Consider the following 23,814-nt stretch of genomic DNA (forward strand, 5'->3'; position numbering starts at 1 on the left):
ATCCGCTCAACAGACGTGGCTTAAGGCCTTGTATATTTTACCTCTCCGTTCACCAGCGTATAGTATGTTTCGCCATACAAGGTTTCGTTGATAAAGGGCGAGTTTTGTGACTTTGAAGCAAAAAATGAAGGCGTTACTGTAAACGGCGTATTTAAATCAAAAAGCGCTAAGTCTGCATCTGCGCCTTCTTCAATTCGTCCGCATTTAATATTAAATATCGCACCAGCTTGCTTACTCATAAGATCAATAGCAGTATTTAAATTAAGCTTTCCTGGCTTGACAAAATGCGTGTAGATAAGCGCAAATGCGGTCTCCAACCCTATAATACCAAAGGGCGCTTTCTCAATAGGCAAAGCTTTTTCATGCGGCGCGTGAGGAGCGTGGTCAGTTGCAATAGCATCTATTACCCCTTCTGTTAACGCTTCTCGACACGAAAGCATATCGCCTTTAGAACGAAGAGGCGGGTTCATTTTCCAATTCGCGTCAAGCGTACCATCGGCCTTAACGGGTATATCTTCATCGCAAAGCAATAAGTGATGGGGTGAAACCTCTACAGTTACATTAGCCCCTTGTGCTTTTGCCTGTCTAATAGCTTCTATTGAGTCAGCGGTAGATACGTGTAAAACGTGATAATGCCCACCTGTTTCTAAACTGTATTCACATCCCCGCTTTACATGAACCGACTCTGAGGATGCCTTAATTCCCTTTACATTATGTTTTCTAGATACGTCTCCTTCGTGGATAGCGCCGCCGTTTGATAAGCTTTCATCTTCGCTATGGTCGAGTACTGGCATCCCAAGCGCTTTGGCCTTGATAAGTGCCTGCTTAAACAAGCTATTATTTTGAACGCCTTTACCATCGTCAGTAATGGCAACGGCGCCTGCAGCTTGGAGAGTCTCAAAATCTGTTATCTCTTTCCCTTCTAATCCCTTTGAGAGCGCCCCTGTCGGATAAACTTTACACAGCCCCGTCGTGCTGGCTTTTTCTACCATAAAGGCTACTGTATCTTCATTATCAGCGGTGGGCGTTGTATTTGGCATTGATACTACCGAAGTAAAGCCGCCTTTTACTGCTGCGCGGCTTCCGGAGGCAATATCTTCTTTGTACTCCATGCCTGGCTCTCTAAAATGTACTTGGGGGTCAAGCAAACCTGGGGAGAGGAATAAACCAGTGGCATCAATTACTTTGTCAGAAGGTTTTGCGGTAGAAGCTTCTTGTGGCGAGGATAATGGGCGTTCTGAGATCTGAACGATTTTACCCTTCTCGATAGCGAGTGAAATAGTGATAAAGTCGTGGCCATTTCGCCCCAACAGATGGGGTGTGGTTGAAGCGTTATTGATTATGATCTTCATAAGTCCCTTCGTATAAAACAATTAAAATTGGGGATTATTGGCAGCGTGCGCAAATACACGCGACTTCTAGGTGAGGCGTTATAATCTCGCATTGGAACGCTTGCGCTTGTTTGACAAGATGTTCATAAACAACAGGGTCTACAATAGACTCTTCAACTGCGCCACAGCGAACGCAAATTAAAAACTGCGAATACCCGTGGTGTTCACAGCATTTAGCACGAGCACATCCTATATACTTATTGTTGAGATTAAGTTTGTGAACTAAGTTTGCCTCTGACAGGAATTCAAGCGCTCGGTAAATAGTCATTGGTTTGATATTTTCGTCATGCCGCTTTGCATACAAATCTTTTATTTCATAGGCCGACAGTGGATACGACGCTTCAATTAATATATTAAGTACCTGTTTGCGCTTCTGTGTTAAGCGCAGTCCGTCTCCATCACATTTATCCTGAGCTATAGCAAGCAAGTTTTGAAATCGTTGATCCATTCTATCCTCAATCTAATAGCGACGAACGTTATTCCCTGTTTACACATGGTTAAAGGCAAATAACCAAAAACAATATGTTACAGTATAACATAACAAATGCACTGTAAAATGAGTCCTATGAAACTGTCCGTATTTTGGTTAACGACTACCTAAGTTTTTTTGTGTTAGCAATTCAAGGTCGCCTAGGGTTATCAAATAAAGCTTTCGCCCCCTTTTGATATAAAGATATATACCAAAGTATTGGCTAATGTATTTTTTTTAAGTCAGCTTTATCGTTTAATTCTCTCAACGAAAACAACTATTAGAATTTACTTGAGGAATTAGCCATGTTGAAAATAGTTAAAGCTTCTCTTGTTATCGCTGGTACTTTCGGTGTGTCATCAGTAGCACACGCTGACGTTAGCGAGGCATTAGCAAATATATGCACCATTGTTCAGGCGGACGATAAAGGCGAATTAAGAAAGAAGATGCGCGCAGTTCAGTCTGACTATCGAATGAAACTAAAAGACTACTATTCGGGTGTAAGCTGTAGTGGCAATAGCCTGATCCGTACAGCGATGCTAAATAACGCAGTGGAAGCCGGTGAGTTGCTGGTTAAAAAGATGCCAAAAAGCGATTTGCAAGCTCCTGAAGCAGACGGCAAAACCTTACAGGCTTGGGTTGCGGAAAACGGCTTGCAAGACAGCCCAATCGCAGCGGTACTTCAAGAGCGTCTGTAAGACAATTTCACGCCATGTGAACCACTTCAACATGGTTGCAGAGAAATCTGCACTTTAAGAAGCGACCTCCGGGTCGCTTTTTTCTTTTTAAGTTTAAAAAAAAGGAGAGTTAATATTAACTCTCCTTTTGTTTATTTATGAGTAACTAATACCTAACTGGCCTTAGCCACCGATAGCTTTTCTTCAGAAATTGCTTCGCTTATCGAAAGTACAGGCTCATTTTGATAGACACGCTCAAGGAATACCTTGTAGACATCAGCAAATTTTTCTTGCTGAGCAAGCTCACCAAACACTTCTTCTACCTTCAAGAAGCTTAAGCTGTCCGTTTCGTTTTGTTGAGCAGCTTGATGAAGTGTATCAGACAATACATCGTTGATTTCTAGCGGCTTTCCATCTTGAGACGCGTGTTTATCTGAATAATACGACCAACACGCAACGACGAAGGCACTAATACTTACATCGCGACCTGCTACTAAGTTGTCGCGTACCGTAGGCAGCAAGAATACTGGCAGTTTGGCTGAACTTTCTAAGCAAATACGTGCCAGGGTATCCTTGATAAACGGATTTGAAAAACGAGAGATTAACGTGTCGCGATAATCAAATACATCAATGCCTTCAACCTGATCTAGGGTTGGCATTACCTCTTTTTCCATAAAGATAGACAATAGCTGCTTTAACTGCGCAGCTTCTACACTCTCATGGATAGTATCGAGACCGGCAACTGAACCCACTAGCCCTAGTACTGAATGCCCGGCGTTTAGCATACGTAGCTTCAGCTTTTCATAAGGGGCTACATCGCTAACAAACTGTGCGCCCACTTCGTCAAACTGTGGCTTAGTGTTGCAAAAATCATCTTCAATAACCCACTGATCAAAAGGCTCACATACCACCGGCCAGCTATCTTCAATACCCTGCGCTTTTAACGAAACAATATCTTCGTTTGTCGTAGCAGGCGTAATTCTGTCTACCATAGAGTTAGGGAAGCTAACATTCTCGTTAACCCATTGGGCTAACGCTTGGTCAAATAACTCGATGTAAGCGAGCAACATTTTTTTCAGCACATGACCATTGTGCTGAATGTTGTCGCACGACATAACAGTAAATGGCTTAACATTGTTTTCTTTACGCTTTTTAATAGCAGCAACCAAATAACCAAACACTAGTTTTGGATTTTTGGGGTTTTCAATGTCATGAATAACGTCTGGGTTAGTGGTAATAAACTCCCCTGTAGACGCATCAAAGTTATAACCACCTTCTGTGATAGTTAAAGAAACAATGCGCACTTCAGGCTCAGACATTTTATCAATGACAGCTTGCGGATTATCCGTTGCCATCATAAACCCTGTCATTGCTCCTATAACTGACGCAACGCGTGAGCCGTCGTTATGTTTTTCAACTAAGGTGTACAGGTTATCTTGCTCATCGAACACTTTTTTCATTGCGCGGTCGTTCTCGCGAAGACCCACGCCACAAATGCCCCAAGACAAATCGCCGGTTTTTGCCATCAGCCTGTCTACGTACATAGCTTCATGTGCACGATGAAAGCCGCCTACCCCAATGTGAACGATACCTGTTTGAACATTCTCCACATCGTAGGCTGGGCGCTGAATACCTGCCGGCAACGACGGTAAATTAGCTTTGTTTAATAAAATAGACGTTTGAGATTGCATAAAAACCTTATTAGCTTTGAAGCGCTTTTTGGCGACGCATCGCCCAATACGCAGTAACGAAATAGATAACGGTGCACGCGAACCCAATATTGAAAAACAGATCTCGGTTCGATTCGTACACGGCAAGCGTGTCACTAAGTGAAAAAGTTTTAATTGCTAGCGCGATGGACACAAGTAGGCTAGCTACAGAAGTAAGGCGCAATAATTTGGTTACAGTGCTGATATCTTCAACGTGGTCGTTTTCTAACGCGGCTTCTTGTTGTTGATGCGCTTCAACGCGTGCATCGAAAGCCTCTACCTGCGCTTCCTGCTCTGGGTATGACTGTTTTGCGCCGTACCTGGCTGCAAGCGCAGTATATACCGCAATAGTAAAGAACCAGGTTGGTATAAACAGGTAATAGAATGAAATTACATCTAAAGCATTTAAACCAAAGCCGAACACAAGTCCTAAGCCCCAGCTTGCAACAGCTGGCGTGCTATGAGTAAGACTTTGATAATGTGCCCAGTAGCGTGTATACCCAATGCGAGGGAAAATCATATGCTCAGCGAATACTATTGCACCCACTGGAACAACAAGTAGCCCAGCATAAGTTAGCAGCGGTAGTAACTTGGTAAATACAAATGGGAAGCAAGCAATGGCCACCGTTACCATACCAACAACGGCAGTGGTTTTGGTACGTGACTTATCTTTGAAAATGGCTTGTGCAGCAAGCCCGGCACGATAAAGGTTAGCATTTGCGGTAGTCCAACCTGCAACGATAACAATAACAAGACCTGATAGACCTAGCGCGTGGAAAGCAACATCGCCTGGGTCGAGTTCAACAATAGATTTTTGAACGATAACCGCGGTTCCAGCGCCCATAATACCCGCTGAAATCCACGCGATATAATGACCGAACAACATACCTGCTGATGTGCAAAGGCCGTAGCGCTTACGCTTTGCAAATCGAAGTAGCGCCATATCAATAAGACCAAAATGCGTAATGGTATTCGCTGCCCAAGAAAAGCCAATAACTTCTAATAAGCCAATTCCTGGCTCACCGCTTTGTGTTAACCCCGTCCATACCGACGTACTGCCGATATGCATAAAGTCGTTCCACGACGTTAAAAACGTTTGCCCTATTACAGATTCTGCCAGTGCAGGCATAAGAATAAGTGGACCACAGATGAACATAGTGAACAGCCAAGGTGCACAAATGCGGGAGAAGTCAGATACGGCGTTAAACCCATACATGGCAACAAACACAACGATAACCCCTACTGCTAGCACTACAGCGACAAAGGCTAAATTAGTCGGGTACCAGTTCAACTGTGCAGGAATATTTAACGCAAAGCGCACCGCCGTTGCCGATACTGTGATCATCGCAGCAGATATTACAGTGAATATGATCACATTCGCCCAGTTATAGAGCTTTGTCATCGAATCGCCCGCTATCTTCTGAAGATAGGAGTACAAGCTTAGACGGGTTTCAACAGCTATAGGTGTAGTGATAAGTGTCCAGCTTAAAACCGCCAGTAGGTTACCAATAAGTAAGCCTAACAAGATGTCGGTCATGGTGGCGCCTAGGGCGACAAACGTTGCACCGAAAACAAATTCTGTTGCGGCAACATGTTCACCGGCATACAAGCCCATGAAATGCTTCCATCCCTTTAATTTATGTTTAGCGACAGGGAGTTGCTCATCGCTTACCTGTGAAATATCAATATCGCTCGACGTTGACTTCATCTTCAAATCTCTTGTTGTAGGTGGCCGTCCCTTATTAAAAATCACTTATGAGCATTCGCTCATTACGTGGGACATATCTCATTTCGGTAGATATTTGCACATGGAAATGGAATTGTAAATACCTATTAACAAAACAAAGTGCGATGTAAGTACAAATTTAACACAATATTATTTGCTATTTTTTCGCCAATAGAGCGCTATCAAAACGCTAATCCTTTGAACTTACGAGATATTGGCGAAGCAACAATTGTTAATGAATTGAATATTAAAGATGCGCTTGCGACCGGCTTATTACTAAAGTGTTTTAAAAGGTAGAAAGCAAAGCACCAATTACTTTACACTTAGGCAAATGTACACGCTGTTTTATTATGTCATTACCAAGTTGATGGTATGTTCTTTTCCTTTTGGTAGTGAAATCTTCGTATAACTGGTGTTTTTGATATGAGGAAAAGTAACCTTTGCAAACAAATACCGTGAAGTTAGTGATCTTTGATTGTGACGGTGTACTCATTGATAGCGAAGTGCTGTCTATGGAAGCTTGGCAGGAAGTTTTAGCGGACTATAACATTTCTTTATCGAAGCAGTTCTTTATCGCTCACTTTCTTGGTAAAAGCGTAGAACACGTAGAAAAGATACTAAAAACCGACTTCAGCTTTGAGTTGACTGAGGTGGTTAAAGAGGACTTTCACGCTTTGCTCTATGAAAAGTTTGAGCACTCATTGCGAAGAACGCCAGGCATCAAAAACGTATTAACAAACCTTGATGCCCGCCACATTCCTTATTGTGTTGCCACAAGCAGTTCTCCCGAAAGAACGACTAAAGCGTTAAAAAGCACCGGCCTTTTCGCTTATTTTGAGGGACGTATTTTCACGCGCTCTATGGTAAAGAATGGTAAACCAGCACCCGACCTGTTTTTACATGCTGCCGCAACCATGGGTATAAAACCTGAAAACTGCTTAGTTATTGAAGACTCTCAGCCCGGTTTAGCCGCAGCAGTAGCCGCCAATATGCCCTGCCTTCACTTTACCGGTGGTGCACATTTACATAACGATATAAAAGCTGATATTCCAAATAACAGTAAATCACTCAATTCATGGGACGAATTTCATTCTCTTCTCCCTGACATTTTCGACGCGAGAAAAATAAATGAGTAAGAAAGCACAAAACGAACTCAACAAACTAGACGAAGCAGCAAGAGCAGGATGGATGTATTACGTTGGGGGCAAAACACAAGACGAAATTGCAAAGACCCTTAATACATCACGTCAGAGCGCTCAGCGTCTTGTGGCATTATCTATGTCAGAAGGCTTGGTCAAGGTGCGTTTGGAGCATCCCATAGCCAGATGCATGGAGTTGGCGCAAGGGATTAAAGAAAAATTCGGGCTTACATTTTGCGAAGTGGTACCCAACGTTGACGACGATCCTAACTCCACACAGGGACTCGGCCAAGCAGGCGCTGCCGCTATAGAGCGTGCCCTTAAATTTGATACGCCACAAACTATTGCTTTTGGCACAGGGCGTGTTCTTCGAGCGTGTGCAGATGAACTATCTCTTCTTCATTGTCCCCAGCATAAAATAGTGTCGCTAGTAGGCAATATTGCAGATAACGGCGAAGCTACACGATATGATGTTGCCGTTCACGTTGCTGATAGGGTAAAAGCGCAGCATTACCCCATGCCGACACCAGTTATAGCCTCAAGTAAGTCAGAACGCGAAGTGTGGCAGCAACAACAGCATATTTCACGCATTCACGCGCTTGCTGAGCAGGCGGATATTAGTTTTGTCGGTATCGGCAATTTAGGTAGCGTGTCACCGCTTTACAAAGACGGCTTTATCGGCGATGACGAATTAGGCGTATTGTCTGACTCTGGCGCATGTGGCGAAATCATAAGTTGGATCTTTAATGAAGAAGGTGCACTCATAAAATGCGATATTAATGAAAGAGTAACGAGCTTTAAATTGAAAGCTACGCCAGAAAAGCCTGTTATTGGCGTGGCGGCGGGCGATAGTAAATTTAAAGCAATTAGGGGCGCACTTCGCTCTAAGTTTTTAAATGGCCTTATCACAACAGAGCGAACAGCATCAGCATTACTCGAAGTCTAACACTATCTTCCCCCGAGTAAACAAAGGACTTTGATGTGTTTTTAGTGCCAACCCACTAAGACTAACTGGGCGCTAATTCGCTTGTCGACATAGTTAAAATGCAAAAAAACGGCATCAAACGCTGTTTTTTTGCACTTTATTTGGTGCTTTAACAATAAATTCTAAACCGCCGTCTATCTCACCAATGCCTTATATACTAAAGGCTATAGCGCTCCTTCACCCACTTACACCTTTAGTATAAGGTATTAGTCGACATACTTAGTTATTTCAGTGAGTATTTTTTAAACGCTTTGGTTGTCTTTTAATTAATCCCGAACAAACAAACCGATTAATAAAACAAACGAAGGAATTTAACCATGTTGAAAATCGTTAAAACCTCTCTAGTAATTGCAGCCTCTACTCTAGCTTTTTCTAACTCAGCTCATGCTGACGATGTAAATGAGGCTTTGGCAAATATCTGTACTATTGTACAAGCTGACGATAAAAGCGAACTGCGTAAAAAAATGCGTCGCGTTCAATCTGACTTCAAATTGAAGCTACGCGACTATTACGCAGGTGTTTCTTGCGGCGGTCAAAGCCTTATCCGCACAGCGCTCACCAGTAACGCTGTGGAAGTAGGCACACTGCTGGTGAAAAAAATGCCTAGCAAAGACCTAACGCAGCCAGAGTCTGACGGTAAAACCTTACAAGCATGGATTGCAGAACAAGGCTTACAAAGCTCGCCAATCTCAGCGGAGCTTAACGACAGAATTTAGATACCGTTTTCACAAAGCCATGTGAACCAATTCAACATGGTAGCAGCACATGCTGCACTAAGGCCCCTCTGCTACGGGGCCTTTTTTATTGCCTTTTACTATGTAGCTTACCCTTAAAAGTTTAATACGACTGCTTTGGTAGCTAAAAAATCGAGTGAGGTAAGTAGCGAGGAAGTAAGTTTATTTTTCATAGGTATACTTTGGTATACCTTGTTATTTTACAACATGTTTTTCAGTAACTTAGATTCAGGTTTAATACATCTCAACGAACAAACATAATCTTAATAACAACAAACGAAGGAATTTAACCATGTTGAAAATCGTTAAAACTTCTCTAGTAATTGCGGCTTCTACTTTAGCTTTCTCTAACGCAGCGCAAGCTAATGACATAAACGAAGCACTAGCTAACATTTGCACTATTGTTCAAGCAGATGATAAAGGCGAACTTCGTAAAAAAATGCGTAGCGTTCAGTCAGACTACAAATTAAAGCTTCGCGACTACTACTCTGGTATCTCTTGTAACGGACAAAGTTTGATCCGTACAGCTATTACCAACAATGCAGTTGAAGTAGGTACACTTCTTGTTAAGAAAATGCCAAGCAAAGACTTGGCTCAGCCAGAGTCTGACGGCAAAACGCTCCAAGCTTGGATTGCTGAGCAAGGCCTTCAAAGCTCACCTATTTCAGCTGAACTCGACGGCAGAATCTAATAAAACAAGTTAATCACACCATGTGATGCAACAGTTCAACATGGTAGCGGCAGGACGCCGCACTGGAGGCCCCTTTTAGGGGCCTCACCCCTTTCTAGGTCTCTATAAAATCTATCACTTCTTTTTATACCCTTTCAGGCTTTTTCCTGTGCAGCCAATGCGACTCGCTTGAATTAAACCGCTTTGTAATCGGTGGGAAATGGTGTTCAATTCTATCTCACACACTTATATCAAACGCATCAACCTGCTCTCCCCATAACAATAGCGTTAGGCAATGATCAACCTTTGTGTATTGGGAGAAAACGAAAGTGCTCACTTCCTCTAAATTACTTTAAGAACAAAAAGGCCGAGTAAAACAACATATCCGATGATCAATGGTTCAATCATTTTCTCGGCTACGTAATTTTCTCGGCCTTTAGTGCGTTATATATTAGCGCACTTGTTTCAATTTTATGTGTTTACTCTATGGCAAACATACTCTCTGGCATAGACATTAGGTTGTCAGCGCCTGACTGCATTGCAGAAACCAGTGAGCGAGTGCGTGTCAACAAGCGGTCAAAATAGAATCCTGTTGTTAAAATCTTGCTTTTATAGAACTCAGTTTCTGTACTACCCGCATCAAGTTGCTCTTGCGCTTTCACGGCCATTTTAAGCCAGAAGTAAGCCACGGTTACGTAGCCCGAGTACATTAGGTAGTCAACGGAGGCTGCACCAATCTCATCAGGGTTCGACGCCGCGGCTTTACCAATATCCATGGTAATTTGTTGCCACTCATCAAGGTGAGAGTTCAGGGCATTCGTCCAAGCGCTAAACTGCGCGTTGTCGCGAAGTGAATTACAGTAGTCACGAACTTCTTGTACGAATACGTTCAGAAGCTCGCCGTTAGAACCCATTACTTTACGACCCAGCAAGTCTACCGCTTGAATACCAGTGGTCCCTTCGTACATGGTGCAAATGCGGGTATCCCGCGCCAACTGCTCCATGCCCCACTCTTTGATAAAGCCGTGACCGCCGTAAACCTGCATGCCATAGCTAGTTGCTTCTTGAGCCGTTTCGGTCAAAAACGCTTTAACAATAGGCGTTAAGAAAGCAAGTTTAGCTTCTGCGACCTGCTTTTCTGCTGCATCATCGCCGTAAAGCGTGACATCAACCATTTGCATACAGTACGCCGCTAATGCACGGTTGCCTTCAGCAAACGCTTTTTGTGTTAATAGCATACGGCGCACATCAGGGTGCACAATTATGGGGTCAGCAGGGCCATCAGGGTTTTTACGACCCGTTAGTGAGCGAAACTGAATACGGTCTTTCGCGTAGCGCAATGCACCCTGGAAAGAAGCTTCAGATGCAGCAAGACCTTCTAGTCCAGTACCAATACGCGCGGTATTCATGAAGGTAAACATGCAATTTAGGCCACGGTTAGGTGGACCAATTAAGAAGCCCTTAGCACCATCAAAGTTGATGACACAGGTAGCACTAGCTTTGATACCCATTTTATGTTCAATACTGCCGCAGGCTACCGCGTTTCTGTCTTGCTTTTCGCCTTCTTCAGATACGTTGAACTTTGGTACAACAAATAGCGAAATACCTTTAGTGCCCTCTGGCGCATCAGGTAAGCGCGCTAACACAATGTGTACGATATTTTCAGACATATCGTGCTCACCGGCAGAGATAAAGATTTTTGTGCCCGTTAAGCTGTAGCTGCCATCTTCTTGAGGCTCGGCACGGCATTTAAGCATACCTAAGTCAGAGCCACAGTGTGCTTCAGTTAGGCACATTGTGCCTGTCCACTCACCGCTTACTAGTTTTTCAAGAAACATTTTTTGCTGCAGTTCTGTGCCGTGAGCTTTAAGCGTTTCCATACAGCCTTGACTTAGGCCTGGGTACATAGCCCACGAGTGGTTAGCACCAGAGAACCACTCAGCGATAATAGAAGACAACGAATAAGGTAGCGCTTGACCACCGAACTCTTCTGGGTGAGACATACTTGGCCAACCACCCTCAACGTAGGTCTGGTAAGCTTCTTTAAACCCTTTTGGCGTTGTTACTTCACCGTCAACCCACTTGCACCCTTCTTCATCGCCTGATGCATTAATTGGCGCAAGGGTGTTTTCAGAAAACTTGGCCGCTTCAGCAAAAATTGCAGACACTAAGTCTTCAGACGCTTCATCGAAACCCAGCTTTTGATAGTGATTTTGATAATCTAGCAGCTCATGTGTTACAAACATGGCGTCACGTTGTGGAGCTTTATAACCTTCCATACCCAATACCTATATAACTTCAAATAGACCAGCGGCGCCCATGCCGCCACCGATACACATGGTGCAAACAACATATTTCGCACCGCGTCGTTTACCTTCGATGAGTGCGTGACCCACCATGCGAGCACCGCTCATGCCGTACGGGTGACCAATAGAAATGGCACCGCCGTTAACATTTAATAATTCGTCTGGAATGCCTAACTTATCGCGACAATACAGAACCTGTACTGCAAACGCTTCGTTAAGCTCCCATAGACCGATATCGTCCATGGTTAATCCATGCTGCTTTAATAGCTTGGGAATGGCGAATACTGGGCCAATTCCCATTTCATCCGGCTCACAGCCAGCCACGGCAATGCCTCTATAAATACCAAGAGGCTGGGCATTGCCTTTTGCTGCCGACTGTTCATCCATAATTACTGTTGCGCTTGCACCATCAGAGAGCTGACTTGCGTTACCTGCAGTAATACAACCGCCTTCAATAACAGGGTTCAGTGCTTTAAGCCCTTCTAACGTTGTTTCTGGGCGATTGCCTTCGTCTTTCGACAAGGTCACCTCGCGCTCAGAGGTTTCGCCTGTTTCTTTATTAAATACCGCTTGAATTGCAGTAATAGGAACAATTTCGTCGTTAAATTTACCTGCTTCTTGGGCTGCTGCGGTGCGCATTTGACTTTGATAACCGTACTCATCTTGTGCATCTCTGCTGATGTTGTAGCGCTTACCCACTACTTCAGCGGTTTGCAGCATAGGCATGTAAATATCTTTGTGCTTCGCAACAAGTGCAGGGTCTACAGCGCGGAACATATTCATGTTCTTATTTTGCACAAGTGAAATTGAGTCTAAACCGCCTGCAACCATTATATTGGTGTCGCCAGTGCGAATTGAGTTCGCAGCGGTAGCAATTGCATACATACCAGAGCTACATTGACGGTCTAGCGTCATGCCAGCCACAGTTACGGGCAATCCACCAGCAAGACCCGCTAAGCGACCTATATTCATGCCGCCGCTGCCTTGAGTAAGTGCCGCGCCCATTACTACATCGTCTACGCTGGCAGGGTCGATACCTGCGCGTTCTACTGCATTTTGAATGGCATGACCACCTAATGAAGGGGCCGGCAAATTGTTTAGCGCACCTTTATAGGCGCGGCCTATTGGCGTACGTGCTGTACTTACGATAACTGCATCACGCATTGTATTGTTCCTTTCAGTTGGGCTGAACGTTTAGCCTAAATTTCGCTAACGCTTTTTGTCTAAGACCAATTTCGTAGAATCAGTTCTTAGAATCGGCTCTTAGAGCAGACGCTTTGCTATATTTAAAATTTTCTTCGACGGGCGTAAACGCTCAATGTTTACGCCGCCAACGTTTTACCTAAGTTTACTTAGGTTGATAATTTTTGAATGTGCCGCCTTCCTTCGCCAACTTCACAAGTAAGTCACTCGGCTCAAGCCACATTTTTCCGTACTCACCTAGCTGATCGCGATAAGTCGTTAGCTTATCCAAAATAGTGCCAAGCCCTACTTCATCGGCATACTGCATAGGGCCGCCGCGATACACAGGGAAGCCATAGCCGTAGACATAGATCACGTCAATATCACTAGATTTAGCCGCTATACCCTCTTCCAAGATGGCAGCACCTTCGTTTATTAATGAATACATGACGCGAACTAAGATTTCTTCATCACTAATATCTGAACGCTGGACCACGCCTAAACGTTCAGCTTCCTGCTTAGCAATTTCTAATACTTCAGGATCTGGAATGGGTACTCGACTGCCCGGCTCATAGTTGTAGGCTCCACGACCCGTTTTTAGACCGTTGCGCCCCATTTCAACCAGGCGATCTGCTACAGCACCATACGCAGGGTCGTGAGAGATATGCTCTTGGCGAGACTGGCGCACATAATAGCCAATATCTAAACCTGCCATGTCTCCCATGGTGAACGGGCCCATTGGCATGCCAAACTCGGTAAGCACGCGATCTACTTGCTCAGGCGTTGCCCCTTCAAGTAATAATCGGTTCGCTTCACGGCCATAGGGTTCAATCATGCGATTGCCCACAAATCCGAAGCATACGCCTACTAAAACAGCGACCTTTCTGATTTTCTTAGCCATCTTCATACAAGTTTTAATAACTTCAGCAGATGTCTTTTCAGCTTTAACCACTTCAAGTAGCTTCATTACATTCGCTGGCGAGAAGAAGTGAAGACCAATCACGTCTTCAGGACGTGATGTGGCAGTAGCAATTTCATCAATATCCAACGTCGATGTGTTCGAAGCCAAAATAGCGCCCGGCTTACACACTTTATCTAGCGTCGAGAATACGGTTTTCTTTACTTCCATCTTTTCGAAAACCGCTTCTATGACAAGATCAACATCAGCTAAATCGTCATACGATGTAGTACCTGAAAGCAGTGCCATGCGGCTCTCTACCTGCTCTTGGGTTAACTTGCCTTTTTTCGCTGAATTTTCGTAATTCTTTCTAATAAGCGCCAATCCTTTCTCTAGCGCTTCTTCTTTGAGCTCGAGCATGGTAACTGGAATGCCAGCATTGGCAAAGTTCATAGCAATGCCGCCGCCCATTGTTCCCGCGCCGATAATGGCAACTTTCTCAATGCTGCGCTCAGGGGTATTTTTGTCGAAATCACTCACATGGCCTGCTGCGCGTTCAGCAAAAAAGAAATGCTGTTGAGCACGCGCCTGTGGCGTGTTCATGCATTCCATGAAAAGCTTGCCTTCATTTTTAAGGCCATCTTCAAAAGCGAGTGTGTAAGCACCGCGTACCGCTTCAATGCATTTTAATGGAGCAAAGAAACCACGGGTCGCTTTTTTAGTTTGTGCAGTTACTGCATCAAACACCGCCTGCGTTTCGTCAGACATGGACAGCGTGATATCACTGGTACGCTTTATCGCTTTATCAGGTGTTAAGTCTTGTAAATACGCTTTGGTATCGTCAAGTAAATGTTCAGGCTTATCAGAAATTTTGTCGAATACACCGGGTAATTTAACGACAGAAGTTGGTTTACCTGTGACAATCATTTGCAGTGAGGTTTGTGCGTCAGCTAGGCGCGGCAAACGCTGTGTACCACCGGCACCGGGAAGAATGCCAAGGTTAACTTCTGGCAAACCGACCTTGTTGTCGGCAAAAGTAATACGGTGGTGACAGGCTAGCGCCACCTCTAGACCACCACCAAACGCCGGACCTGGAAGCACTGCGATTACTGGTTTAGACGCATTCTCTATTTTGTCTAATACTTCAGGCAACATGGGAGATAGATCGCCGCCAGAGAATTCGCTGATATCAGCCCCCCCCGAAAAAATAGGTAGTGAAGAAGTAATAACGATTGCACTGACACTTTCGTCATTGAGTGCGCTATCTATACCTTCTATTAGCCCTACTCTAATAGCACGGGATAGCGCGTTCACGGGCGCGCTCTGCATTGTCAGTGTAGCAACGCCTTGTTGTACTGCATATTCTACGGCTTTATTTTCCATCTCGGTCATAACCATGTCCTGTTTATCACGTTAACTGGATGTTATTGCAGTGTTGTTAATCATCCAAGTTTATTGGTGTTATAGACATTTATCATAATTTTTAATAATGACCGCTCCCCCTTTTGTCAGCTTACCTTCCCGTGTAGCCCTTGACATAGCTTACTTAAGCTTTAATTGACAGCTTCGCTCCCCAATGCTTTTGTTAACAACCGTAGAGCATTAAATTACATTTTATTTACAAAGGATGTTTATCTATGCAGGTCCTTAAAACACCAGAAAGTGCTTTTGACAATATTAATGATTTTCCCTATTCCCCTAAGTTTGCAGAAGTCACTGATACTATCAGTAGTGAGATTTCGATGGCGTACTATCAGTGCGGCCCTAAAGATGGACATACAATTCTGTTAATGCATGGTGAACCCACATGGGCCTACCTTTATCGAAAAATGATGCCACTGCTAGCTGACGCAGGGTTCAATGTGATAGCACCGGATTTAATTGGTTTTGGACGTTCTGACAAGCCTGTAAGAAAAGAAGACTATTCTTATGCACGCCACGTGATATGGACAAAAGACTGGTTTACACAGGTCACTAAAGGCCCGGTGACCTTGTTTTGCCAAGATTGGGGAGGTCTGTTAGGACTGCGACTCGTTGCAGATATGCCAGACCGCTTTTCCGGCGTAATGGTGTCTAACACCGGACTGCCGACCGGTGACCACCAACCAAGTGATGCTTTCATCAAATGGCGTCGTTTCTCTCAGGACGTGCCCCAATTCCCAACTTCAACCATTATCCAAAATGCAACGACAACCGAATTAAGTCCTGCAACACTGGCTGCCTACGACGCCCCTTTCCCTGACGAGAGTTATAAGGCTGGTGCGCGCATGTTCCCCCTACTTGTTCCTACAAGCCCTGATAATGCAGAGGCGCAGGCGAACAGAAATGCTTGGGAAAAACTTAAGCACTTCCAAAAACCTTTTGTTACCGCTTTTGGTGATAGTGACCCCGTTACTAAAGGTGGCGATAAGATATTTCAAAAGCTGGTGCCGGGCTGCAAAGGTATGCCCCATACCATAGTGAAAAACGGCGGGCACTTTATTCAAGAAGATAAAGGCGAAGAACTAGCTAATTTACTTATTCAATTTGTTAGGCAAACACAGCTTAAATAGTTTCAACGACAAACTATCAACAGACTTAACTTTCATAAATATTAGAAACTAGGAGTTTACCATGGACGCTCTACTCGATTTTACCGGGCAAGTTGTATTGATTACAGGTGCGGGCAGCGGCTTTGGCCGTTTATTGTCTTTAGGACTTGCTAACAGAGGCGCGAAGCTCGTGCTTTCTGATATTAACCAAACCGCCCTTGAAGAAACGCAGAACGATGTAAAAGCGCTAACAGATGTGGTGGTGCTAGCAGGCAATATAGCAAGCGAATCGCTAAACAAAACTCTAGTTGATAAAGCTATGGAAACCTTCGGTAGACTAGACATAGCCGTAAATAATGCTGGCATTGCCCATAATCCAGCGCCTGTGCATCAGATGACTGAAGAGATTATAGATTCACAGTTTGCTGTAAATGTTAAAGGAGTGATGTTTGGAATGAAACATCAGATTCCAGTAATGCTCGCACAAAAGCAGGGCCACGTTCTCAATGTTAGCTCACTAGCGGGGTTAGGCGGAGCGCCTAAAGGTGGTGCCTACGCAGCGGCAAAACACGCGGTGTCGGGAATTACCCGTACCGCAGCTGTAGAATATGGCCGTAAAAATGTTCGTGTTAATGCCATATGCCCCTTTTATAGCCCAACTAATATTTTAAACGTGGATGGTTACAATACCCCTGAGGCACGGGAACAGCTTGGCATGGGCAGCCCAATGAAACGTTTGGGCGAGCCGCAAGAAATCGTAAACACCATGATGCTAATGTTGTCACCAGGCAATAGCTATATGAACGGGCAAACCATAGCCGTAGACGGCGGTGTAACCGCGTGGTAGTGAACAAAATTGCTAATTAACATCTTAGCCCTAAGTATAAGAAGCTATACCTTTGTATAACACAGTGCCTTTAGGTTTTTCTCTACTTTGGGTGTAATGGAGGAGAACAAACAAAGTCGATTAAGGAGGCGAGTGCAACCGCCTCCGAGATCTTTTCTTAGTGAGAAAGAGAAGAATGCGATGAAAAACCTGATTAAAAACATTTTTTCCACTGTAGGGCTGTTTACCATTATAAGCGCCTCAAATTTCTGCATCGCACAAGAAACGACACCTTCAATATCAGCCCTTAAGGTAACTACCGCCTCTCAGAGTTATAAAAAAATTCGTCAAAGCAAATCGCTAGCGCTAAACACCTTTAAACGTATTGATATTTTGCCGTCGCCAACTTTCGCCAAAAAGAAAGGTCAATATCTAGTCCACGACGCTTTACCTAGCGGTAGCTTCAAAGGCAAAAAATAAACTTCAATAACTAGTCGCTAACGACTGTGCTGCTCGAGCCCTTCATTCCACCTGCGAACGAATTCATCAGACCATGCGTCCCAGCCAATGGTAGTCAAAGTCCAAATTGTGACACCTAAAACAGCAACGTTTAATACTAAACCTATGTAAGCAATAATTTTCCCTTTAGTAAGCGTCGATGAGTTTGAATATTGCTTGTAAGGAAGGGATAGGCTTTTCCTAGCGTTGCGAGCCAAAAATAGTGACAGCAAAGAGAACACAATTGCAAACCCACCGAAAATGAATAAGGTACAGCTCAGTACTGCAGTCCAATAAGCAGTAGCAGCACCAGGAATCTTATTATCTGTTTGATTTTGCATTGTGCTTCTCTTCCTTGATGAATAATTAAATGTCCAGCCTATGAATTGTTCAAATTACAGACAACCCACCTTTTCTGCTAGCGTTTTATAAACTGAAAGCTTAGTGGGTAGACCCATAGCTCACCTTTATTAGCTTTTACCGCTGCTATTATCGCGAAAATGATGTTCATCAAACCAAGTACGATAAATCCTAGGGCGCCGATAATGATAAAAGTAAGAATAAAACAAATCACCGAATAAACGAGCAGGCTCAGCAGCCAATTTGCCGTTACTCGACCGTGCTGATTAATATCTTCATTTTGATCTTTATGCGCTATCCAAAGCACAATTGGCAAAACAATGCCTAAGCCAGGAATAATAAAGCTTGTTAATTGCGACACGTGGATAAGAGTGCAGTAGCTGCGAGCATTAAGCCCCCAATAACCGGTTCTTCCGTTGACATAAATTCTTCCTTATTAGTGAGTTGGTTTTATTTGATAAATATAAACGTCTATTGTTTCGCCGCAGCGAGCTTAACTCGAACATCAAATTTGTTTTACAAAAACTGCGCAGCGTTACACAATGCTACCTCATGTCTATGTGAACGTCGATTCACTTTAAAACCAAAATAATTAAAGGACAAAGTATGCTCAATCATAAACGTACACTGATAGCAGCATTAGTAAGCGTATCGCTTATGGGGTGTGGCGAGAGTACTACTCAGACAGAAACTAAACCCGAACTTACCGCGCAAGACGCGAAACAATTCTTACAGCAAGCGCAGGATGATATTGCGAAAATGCAGGTGCCGGCTGCACATGCAGAATGGAGCTATGCAACCAATATCAATTTCGACACTGCTGCAGTTAGTGCCTATTTTAACGAAGTACTATCAACAAAAGTGGCTAAGTTAGCTAAAGAAGCGGCTAAGTTTAATGACGTAGAGGTTGATGTAGATACCCGAAGACAACTTGATTTACTTAAAAATAGCTTAACTATGCCGCCACCGGCAGACACGGATAAAGCGGAGCGTTTAGCCAAAATTGGGTCAGAACTTAGCGCCATGTATGGATCGGGTGAATACTGCAGCGATGATGGTAGTTGTAAGAGCTTGGTTGAAATGAGTTCTGAAATGGCTACCCTCCGCGACGCCGATAAACTGCTAGAGTATTGGACAGGCTGGCGCGAAGTCTCTAAACCCATGGCACCACTTTATGCTGAACAAGTTTCCCTTGCTAACGAAGGTGCGGCGGAACTTGGGTTTGAAAACGTAAGTGCGCTATGGCGTGGTAAATATGACATGCCGGCAGACGACTTCCCAAAAGAATTGGACCGTTTGTGGACACAGGTTGAGCCTTTCTACGAGTCTCTTCACTGTCATGTTCGTGCTAAACTTGGTGAGCATTACGGTGAAGATGTAGTACCGCAAGACCAGCCAATTCCGGCCCATCTATTGGGTAACATGTGGGCGCAGTCATGGGGAAACATCTACGACATCGTTAAGCCTCAACAGGAAATGAAGGTTCCTGACGTAACGAGTGCGCTTGCTGCACAAGGGTATGACGAAGTAGCCATGGTTAAGCAGGCCGAGTCATTTTTCTCATCCCTTGGCTTTAAAGAACTACCAGACACTTTTTGGGAACGTTCAATGTTTCAAAAACCTGAAGGACGTGACGTGCAGTGTCACGCTTCTGCATGGGATTTGGATGACAAAGACGATCTTCGCATAAAAATGTGTATTCAAAAGACTGGCGAAGAATTTAACGTCATTCACCATGAATTAGGCCATAACTATTATCAACGTGCTTATAAAGACCAGCCTCTGCTTTACCGTGGCTCAGCAAACGACGGTTTCCACGAAGCCATTGGCGACACAATAGCCCTGTCAATTACGCCTAAGTACCTTAAGCAAATTGATTTGATAGATGAAATCCCTCACGCATCAAATGATATCGGTATGCTGATGCAGGTAGCGCTTGATAAAATTGCCTTTATTCCTTTTGGTTTGATGGTTGATCAGTGGCGTTGGAAGGTCATGTCTGGTGAGGTTACACCTGAACAATACAATCAGCTTTGGTGGGAATTAAGAGAAAAGTATCAGGGTGTAATGGCACCTGTTGAACGCAGTGCTGATGCCTTTGACCCTGGAGCAAAATATCATGTTCCAGCTAATGTACCTTATACACGCTACTTCCTTGCGCATATTCTTCAGTTCCAATTCCACAAAGCACTGTGTGATATTGCCGGTGATGAAGGTCCGTTAAACCGCTGCTCTATTTACGGCAGCGAAGAAGCAGGTAAAGCGCTTAACGAGATGTTAGAAATGGGAATGAGCCAACCTTGGCAGAATGCTCTAGAGACGCTAACAGGCTCACCCCAAATGGATGCAACTACTATTGCGGATTACTTTGCGCCACTTAAAAACTGGCTGGATGAGCAAAACGCAACACGCCAGTGCGGTTGGTAATGCTTCTATAAAGATTAAATCACAGCACTATTGCTAACATTTCTAAGTAATTAAGCCCCTTTAACATGGGGCTTTTTTGTACGATTTAAACTTTTGTTCTATTGAAAGTCCCCGGCATTAGCGTAACTTACACTTATGAATAATTCTTAATGTTGCAATGATATGCGCTGTCCTTCAGCATGCCTCTTCTTTATCCTCACTTTATTGGTTAGCTGGAACCTTTCTGCACACGCACAAATTGGTGCCCCCGCTTTTAATACATTCGACATGGAAAGCGGCATCACCCATGTCACCATTTCTGACATCGCAGAAGATAAATACGGTTTTTTGTGGTTAGCATCCCAGTCAGGTATAGATAAATTTGATGGTTATACCTTTAGAAATTTTGGAATGTGGGGCGAGGATGAATCTTCAGGCCTTCAAACACTTAGTGTTCTACAATTAGAAGCAAGCTTAGACGGTCAGTTTATTTGGGTTGGTACGTTTAGTGGCCTGAGCCGCTTAAATGTCGACACTGAAAAGTTTATTCATTACGCCCTCCCCGTTTCATCGTCATTCGACAAACAGATTATCAATAGACTGAAAACCACGCACGACGGCATGCTGTGGATAATATCTGAACGAAATCTGTATCGATACCACGAGAAAACCGACAGCATAGAATTAGTCAGTTATCTCGCTGATACTACAAGTACACTTACCGATGTAGAGCTCATTGGCAATACGCTTTATGTGACCTCCACTTCAGGTCTTTATAAGCTCGACCCTTTTAAAAGCTCGCTAGAATTAGTTGCCTATAAGGGCGTGAACTTTACTCGACTCGTCGCAGCCGAGCGCTCAAGATTTTGGTTGGGGACATCTACTTATGGCATTTGCTTGTTTAACCCCAACTCACAATTCGAGGAAATTACAAAGCAGTGTATCAGTGAAGTACAGGGGTTGTCGGATAACTCGGTTACAGATATTTTACTTCAACGCAATGGTGATATCTGGGTTGCAACCGAGAGAGGTTTAAACTTATTGAAAGCTCACAGTCCTTATACCGTATTGCGTTTCCCAATCAGTGACAGAGATTCAGGAGACGAGCGTTTATCAAGTTTATACCAAACAAATTCGGGTCTTGTGGTCGTCGGAACCAAAGATGATGGTTTCGCAATAAGCAACCCGGAACTTAGCAACTTTTATACTTCCGAAGTGGGAAATGGCCGTATTGTAGGCTCGATGACCGAATACAAGGGTAATAAAGTATGGCTAACCAATGAAAAAGGGTTATGGATTTACGATACCGTCAATAAAACTTATAAGGGGCCATTTACGTCAGATAACTCTCGAACAACCGACGATAGTGCAAGCGATAAGCTAACCAGTGTTTATTACGATAAAGATAGCGATACGCTTTGGGTTTCAACACTCAGTGGGTTGGCGAAATTAAACAATGAAACAAGACAGCTTGAAGTTGTGGCGCTGCAAGGCAAATCTAGTTATAGCATAAATATGGATGCCCAAGGCGATATCTGGTTTGGTGGCTATAGCGACGGTGTATTTGTTTACCGTCCTTCGGAGGGACGTGTTGTCAGGCAATGGCCCCTCTCCCTCACTACTCGAATTCTTTTTGAAAGTGGCGAAAGTGCATGGCTGAGCACGGTAACAGGCTTGCACTTTGCTAATAAACTTACTGGTGAGTTAACGAACATTAGCGACTACACGGACAAAATTACAGACAGTACGGTAGTGACGTGGATTTCTCGCTCAAAACGTGGCGGCTACTGGGTAGGAACACAAGCCGCCGGCTTATATTTTGTAACGCAAAATAATGATGATTTTTCTTCCATTAAGGTTACTCAGATCAAGCCAGAGAGCAGATTAAGTAAGGTCTCAATTGGTGCCATTGTCGAAGATGATGAATATGGCTTGTGGATTTCCACAATAGTAGGCATTTCTTATTTAGCGCCCGATCTCGATACTCTTTATTACTATGGCGCAGAGAATGGTGCCCTCTCTACGGGATACTACATCGGCTCTGTAGCCACTACCGAAAATAACACTATTCTTTTTGGCGGCTCCCAAGGGCTCACTCAGTTTAATCCCACCGACGTTACTAATGTAAAGTGGTCCCCTGACGTACACCTCACTAAAGTAGAAACAGTAAGTCGAGATCAGAATAATGGCACTAGCGTTCAACAGCGGCTCAATTTAGGGGAAAAGATAGAACTTACCCATAATAATATTGCGCTTTCTATTGAGTTTGCAGCAACTGATTACATGAATGCCAATGAACTGCGCTACGCTTACAAATTGGTAGATTTCGAAAATAGCTGGCGCTTTACCGATTACAAAGCGCGGGTGGCGACCTATACGAATTTAGAGCCCGGACACTACCGTTTTACAGTAAAAGCGATAAACCAAGAAAACGTCTGGAGCAGCGATGAGGCCCAACTCGAGATTATAGTCATACCACCATGGTGGGATAAGCCTGTATGGCGTGTTGCACTGTTACTCTCTATCTTATTGTTCATTACTTCGATAGTTTGGCTGAGAATTTCGGCACTAAAAGCACGTTCAGCAGAGCTTTCACTGAAAGTAGAAGAAAAAACGCGAGACCTTGAAGCCATGGTAGAGAAATTGACGCTTTTATCTTCTCAAGACTCATTGACTGGGCTAAAAAACAGACGCTATTTCACCCAACGAGCCAAAGCTGAGTGGCACGAATTTAAACGACACAACCGCGCTTTTTCGTTACTAATCGTTGATATCGACTTTTTCAAAAGAATTAATGACGAGTATGGCCACCACGTGGGCGATGCCGTTTTGGTTAAAATAGCTAACACTCTGGAAAATAACCTACGGGAAAGTGATGTTATTGCACGTTGGGGTGGAGAAGAATTTCTAATTTTATTGCCTTCACTAAATGTACAAGAGGCCTATTGGGTCGCTGAAAAGTTACGTAAAAGTGTAGCGGAACAAGTTGTCGAGGCACCGCCGCATTCGGTCAGTGTTACTATCACATGTGGCGTTGCAGATATAAAAGACTATGACAGTGTTGATGCCTGTATTCATGCAGTGGATAAAAAACTCTACCTAGGTAAAGAGTCTGGTCGAAACGCCGTTGTTAAATAACGGTAGCCTTGCGTCAGCTCAACGCCTTACATCTGACACGTTTCGATAATTACCCCCACCAACCAATTTATGCAGCCAATCTCTTTAGCATGGCATTCCATCGCAGTTTATGATCGCATATTGCCATTGCTTCCTATGCAACCTTGTATCGATAAACGATAGATATTTT

At 43.9% G+C, this 23,814-nt stretch carries 19 protein-coding genes; 10 read left to right on the top strand and 9 right to left on the bottom strand.

What is annotated here, in order from left to right; genetic code table 11:
• Positions 1-20 precede the first annotated feature (20 nt).
• Complete coding sequence (locus ACXACS_RS13295; protein ID WP_474807221.1) at positions 21-1,352, bottom strand: dihydroorotase; 1,332 nt, start codon at positions 1,350-1,352, stop codon at positions 21-23.
• Positions 1,353-1,386: 34 nt separating this feature from the next.
• On the bottom strand, positions 1,387-1,839 hold the full coding sequence (locus tag ACXACS_RS13300; protein WP_474807223.1) for a Fur family transcriptional regulator: 453 nt from the start codon (positions 1,837-1,839) through the stop codon (positions 1,387-1,389).
• Between the two features lie 326 nt (positions 1,840-2,165).
• Between ACXACS_RS13300 and ACXACS_RS13305 the strand changes: the two genes are divergently transcribed.
• Complete coding sequence (locus tag ACXACS_RS13305; protein ID WP_474807225.1) at positions 2,166-2,558, top strand: DUF3718 domain-containing protein; 393 nt, start codon at positions 2,166-2,168, stop codon at positions 2,556-2,558.
• 152 nt (positions 2,559-2,710) lie between these two features.
• Here ACXACS_RS13305 and ACXACS_RS13310 read toward each other — a convergent pair whose 3' ends face one another.
• Both ACXACS_RS13310 and ACXACS_RS13315 read right to left on the bottom strand, forming a co-directional pair.
• Entirely contained in the window at positions 2,711-4,228 is a 1,518-nt protein-coding gene (locus ACXACS_RS13310) for a mannitol dehydrogenase family protein (protein WP_474807226.1), read from the bottom strand.
• Positions 4,229-4,238: 10 nt separating this feature from the next.
• Positions 4,239-5,954 (bottom strand): purine-cytosine permease family protein, encoded by a 1,716-nt coding sequence (locus ACXACS_RS13315; RefSeq protein ID WP_474807228.1) that lies wholly within the window; start codon positions 5,952-5,954, stop codon positions 4,239-4,241.
• Between the two features lie 458 nt (positions 5,955-6,412).
• On the opposite strand from ACXACS_RS13315, the gene ACXACS_RS13320 reads away from it, so the two are divergent.
• The 4 genes from ACXACS_RS13320 (at position 6,413) to ACXACS_RS13335 (ending at position 9,521) form a co-directional block, all read left to right on the top strand.
• Positions 6,413-7,108 (top strand): HAD family hydrolase, encoded by a 696-nt coding sequence (locus ACXACS_RS13320; RefSeq protein ID WP_474807230.1) that lies wholly within the window; start codon positions 6,413-6,415, stop codon positions 7,106-7,108.
• Positions 7,101-8,057, top strand: coding sequence for a sugar-binding transcriptional regulator (locus ACXACS_RS13325; RefSeq protein WP_474807232.1), 957 nt, complete (start codon positions 7,101-7,103; stop codon positions 8,055-8,057). Before ACXACS_RS13320 ends, ACXACS_RS13325 begins: the two co-directional genes overlap by 8 nt.
• A gap of 356 nt (positions 8,058-8,413) precedes the next feature.
• Positions 8,414-8,812: a DUF3718 domain-containing protein gene (locus ACXACS_RS13330; RefSeq protein ID WP_474807234.1), complete on the top strand. Its 399-nt coding sequence runs from the start codon at positions 8,414-8,416 to the stop codon at positions 8,810-8,812.
• A 310-nt stretch (positions 8,813-9,122) separates the two neighbouring features.
• Positions 9,123-9,521 (top strand): DUF3718 domain-containing protein, encoded by a 399-nt coding sequence (locus tag ACXACS_RS13335; RefSeq protein ID WP_118495189.1) that lies wholly within the window; start codon positions 9,123-9,125, stop codon positions 9,519-9,521.
• Between the two features lie 458 nt (positions 9,522-9,979).
• Here ACXACS_RS13335 and ACXACS_RS13340 read toward each other — a convergent pair whose 3' ends face one another.
• From ACXACS_RS13340 to ACXACS_RS13350, 3 genes are all read right to left on the bottom strand, one after another.
• Positions 9,980-11,779 carry an acyl-CoA dehydrogenase C-terminal domain-containing protein gene (locus tag ACXACS_RS13340; protein ID WP_474807236.1) on the bottom strand — a complete coding sequence of 600 codons (1,800 nt, stop codon included), beginning with the start codon at positions 11,777-11,779 and terminating at the stop codon, positions 9,980-9,982.
• A gap of 9 nt (positions 11,780-11,788) precedes the next feature.
• Entirely contained in the window at positions 11,789-12,970 is a 1,182-nt protein-coding gene (locus ACXACS_RS13345) for an acetyl-CoA C-acyltransferase (protein ID WP_474807238.1), read from the bottom strand.
• Between the two features lie 184 nt (positions 12,971-13,154).
• Entirely contained in the window at positions 13,155-15,278 is a 2,124-nt protein-coding gene (locus tag ACXACS_RS13350; protein WP_474807240.1) for a 3-hydroxyacyl-CoA dehydrogenase NAD-binding domain-containing protein, read from the bottom strand.
• Positions 15,279-15,523: 245 nt separating this feature from the next.
• Here ACXACS_RS13350 and ACXACS_RS13355 point away from each other — a divergent pair, with 245 nt between their 5' ends.
• From ACXACS_RS13355 to ACXACS_RS13365, 3 genes are all read left to right on the top strand, one after another.
• Positions 15,524-16,438, top strand: a complete 915-nt coding sequence (locus ACXACS_RS13355; protein WP_474807241.1) for a haloalkane dehalogenase — start codon at positions 15,524-15,526, stop codon at positions 16,436-16,438.
• 61 nt (positions 16,439-16,499) lie between these two features.
• Positions 16,500-17,264: an SDR family NAD(P)-dependent oxidoreductase gene (locus tag ACXACS_RS13360; RefSeq protein ID WP_474807243.1), complete on the top strand. Its 765-nt coding sequence runs from the start codon at positions 16,500-16,502 to the stop codon at positions 17,262-17,264.
• Between the two features lie 180 nt (positions 17,265-17,444).
• Positions 17,445-17,723, top strand: a complete 279-nt coding sequence (locus tag ACXACS_RS13365; protein WP_474807244.1) for a hypothetical protein — start codon at positions 17,445-17,447, stop codon at positions 17,721-17,723.
• 17 nt (positions 17,724-17,740) lie between these two features.
• Here the strand turns inward: ACXACS_RS13365 and ACXACS_RS13370 are convergent, their stop codons facing one another.
• Both ACXACS_RS13370 and ACXACS_RS13375 read right to left on the bottom strand, forming a co-directional pair.
• Positions 17,741-18,082 (bottom strand): CCC motif membrane protein, encoded by a 342-nt coding sequence (locus ACXACS_RS13370; protein WP_474807246.1) that lies wholly within the window; start codon positions 18,080-18,082, stop codon positions 17,741-17,743.
• A 77-nt stretch (positions 18,083-18,159) separates the two neighbouring features.
• Positions 18,160-18,462 (bottom strand): DUF4870 domain-containing protein, encoded by a 303-nt coding sequence (locus ACXACS_RS13375; RefSeq protein ID WP_474807248.1) that lies wholly within the window; start codon positions 18,460-18,462, stop codon positions 18,160-18,162.
• A gap of 245 nt (positions 18,463-18,707) precedes the next feature.
• Between ACXACS_RS13375 and ACXACS_RS13380 the strand changes: the two genes are divergently transcribed.
• Together ACXACS_RS13380 and ACXACS_RS13385 are read left to right on the top strand one after the other, a co-directional pair.
• Entirely contained in the window at positions 18,708-20,528 is a 1,821-nt protein-coding gene (locus tag ACXACS_RS13380; protein ID WP_474807249.1) for a M2 family metallopeptidase, read from the top strand.
• Positions 20,529-20,690: 162 nt separating this feature from the next.
• Positions 20,691-23,645, top strand: coding sequence for a ligand-binding sensor domain-containing diguanylate cyclase (locus tag ACXACS_RS13385; protein ID WP_474807251.1), 2,955 nt, complete (start codon positions 20,691-20,693; stop codon positions 23,643-23,645).
• The last annotated feature ends 169 nt before the right edge of the window (positions 23,646-23,814 follow it).

The sequence above is a fragment of the Alteromonas sp. AWM4_230 genome, assembly GCF_056158305.1.